Genomic DNA, 1,856 nt, shown 5'->3' with positions numbered 1-1,856 from the left:
CTGAACAGTGGGAAAACGTGCCACCTACCCTAAAAATTTAAACGGAAAGGTGCCAGATTAGAAACGTGCATTCCTTGCCGAATACTGAGCCTTAAACCTAAAGGCCAAAAAACATTTAACGCCGCAATAAAGGGCGAGCGGCGCGCAGCAGAGCGAGTCCAGCCCACGACCCTTTGTGGGCGTCTTTGATTGCCTGGTTATACGTTTTAGTATTCGCCGAAGATCTTGACCTCATAGGTGTAATTGCTAAAGCCGGCAGGCATGTTTGTACAGACAGCTTCAATGTCGATGTTACCACTTGAAAACGGCTTATTTATTAGCAGTAATGGGCACCGTTTAAAGAAGCTGCCATCTGATTTTTTAACGATAAAATTTACAGAAACATTGAGCCATTCGTGTTCGCTGTTGTTCTCAGCTATTGCGGTAAAAACCAACTTGTCACCGCTGAGCCAATGATTAACTGTTTTAAGGTTTATATCAGGGTCGTTTACCCGCGTAATCATTGCTTCTTGCACTTTCATGTAAGCGAATACGCCCGCTGCAAAAAGCACAACTAAAGAAGCGGCAAAAACAACAGAGAGGAAGCAATACTTCACATACTTGTTCATTCTGGAAATTCCATTTTTACGTATAACGCTTTTATAAACGGCGCGCGTCTTTTTGCGCGTCCAGTGCAGGCCACGTGTTTTTGTGGCCGGAACGATGTTTGATAAACTTGTTAGTTGTCATTTTGCCCCAAAGCTCTCTAGTACTGGATAGTAATATTCTGCGACTACCAGCCCAGAAAAAATACACGCAAGCAGAACCCAGACATGCCATTCACGAACCCAGCTACCCTGTGCTTTTAACTCGACCAATTCTTCTTCGTTTTCACCGACAGAGGCAAGAGACATGAAAAGTTGTATACCCATAATACCAATGAGTATATGAATATAGGGCGTACCGAAAAACCAAGAAATTCCGTAGACCAAAACACACAAAATACTAAGTATTATTGCTACTCGTTTCATATCCCTACTTACAACTAACGCCTTGCACAGCGGAAACTGTAGTGTAGTGGCTTTGTGCAACAATGAGCGAAGCGAATGCACAAAGCCGCGGAGCGGAGGTTTTCCGACTGGTGCAACTTGTTAGATGCATACTGGACTAATGTGCACTGGTTTTTGAAAGCAAGTTGAGAACAACAACGCCACCAACGATTAAACCCATGCCAACATACCCCCAAAGGTCAAGTTTTTGCCCGTGCATGAACCATGCGACTAGAGTTACTAAAACTATGCCAAGCCCTGACCAAACTGCATATGCAATACCAACAGGGATTGATTTCAGAGTAAGTGAAAGTAAATAGAAAGCAGCGCCATAGCCAATAATAACAAGCAGCGATGGGGCGATTTTAGTAAAACCTTCACTAGACTTAAGACTGGATGTTGCAATTACTTCACAAATAATAGCAGCGGATAAGAATAACCAGTTTTTCACAGTTTTCTCCAATGTATATATTTTTCGAAAGATTAAACTAACCCTTTAAAAATGAACAGTCTTGTTCTTTTGGAGAGGCTGTGAGCACATGGGGCATCTAACGCCCAGCTAAACGGAGGAGTAACAATGGCGGCATTTTTGGAACAAAAATGATGCGATTGTTACGGAGTCCGTTTGAGCTGTTGGTTATGTGCATTTTTTCTTTGTTACTTTGATGTCAGTATAAGTATTCATGCAGCTAATACGCTGTTCAGTTTCACTTAGCTCTATTGAAGGCGGAATATCAAAGTGCAATCGTAAAGCTTCGAAGTTGATATCCTTGACCAAGTGACAAAAGTATCCCGTTCTGTTTACACCCCAAATATATTCGTTGGCAG

At 42.3% G+C, this 1,856-nt stretch carries 4 protein-coding genes; all 4 read right to left on the bottom strand.

Annotated features, from left to right (window positions below):
- Positions 1–206 precede the first annotated feature (206 nt).
- The gene (locus A3735_RS21225) at positions 207–608 is read right to left on the bottom strand and encodes a hypothetical protein (protein ID WP_068633819.1); all 402 of its coding nucleotides are present in this window, start codon (positions 606–608) and stop codon (positions 207–209) included.
- Positions 609–725: 117 nt separating this feature from the next.
- On the bottom strand, positions 726–1,010 hold the full coding sequence (locus A3735_RS21220) for a hypothetical protein (RefSeq protein WP_068553828.1): 285 nt from the start codon (positions 1,008–1,010) through the stop codon (positions 726–728).
- A gap of 136 nt (positions 1,011–1,146) precedes the next feature.
- Positions 1,147–1,479 (bottom strand): Qac family quaternary ammonium compound efflux SMR transporter, encoded by a 333-nt coding sequence (locus A3735_RS21215; protein WP_068511193.1) that lies wholly within the window; start codon positions 1,477–1,479, stop codon positions 1,147–1,149.
- 186 nt (positions 1,480–1,665) lie between these two features.
- Positions 1,666–1,856, bottom strand: a 191-nt coding sequence (locus tag A3735_RS32050) for a hypothetical protein (RefSeq protein WP_231882616.1), incomplete at its 5' end; no start/stop codon positions are given.

It is taken from the genome of Oleiphilus sp. HI0061 (genome assembly GCF_001635675.1).
This window is presented reverse-complemented; position numbering and strand designations above follow the sequence as displayed.

What these genes read in the sequence shown, in the direction of transcription:
- A3735_RS21225 (WP_068633819.1), bottom strand. Translation starts at nt 608, where the DNA reads ATGAACAAGTATGTGAAGTATTGCTTCCTCTCTGTTGTTTTTGCCGCT.
- A3735_RS21220 (WP_068553828.1), bottom strand. Translation starts at nt 1,010, where the DNA reads ATGAAACGAGTAGCAATAATACTTAGTATTTTGTGTGTTTTGGTCTAC.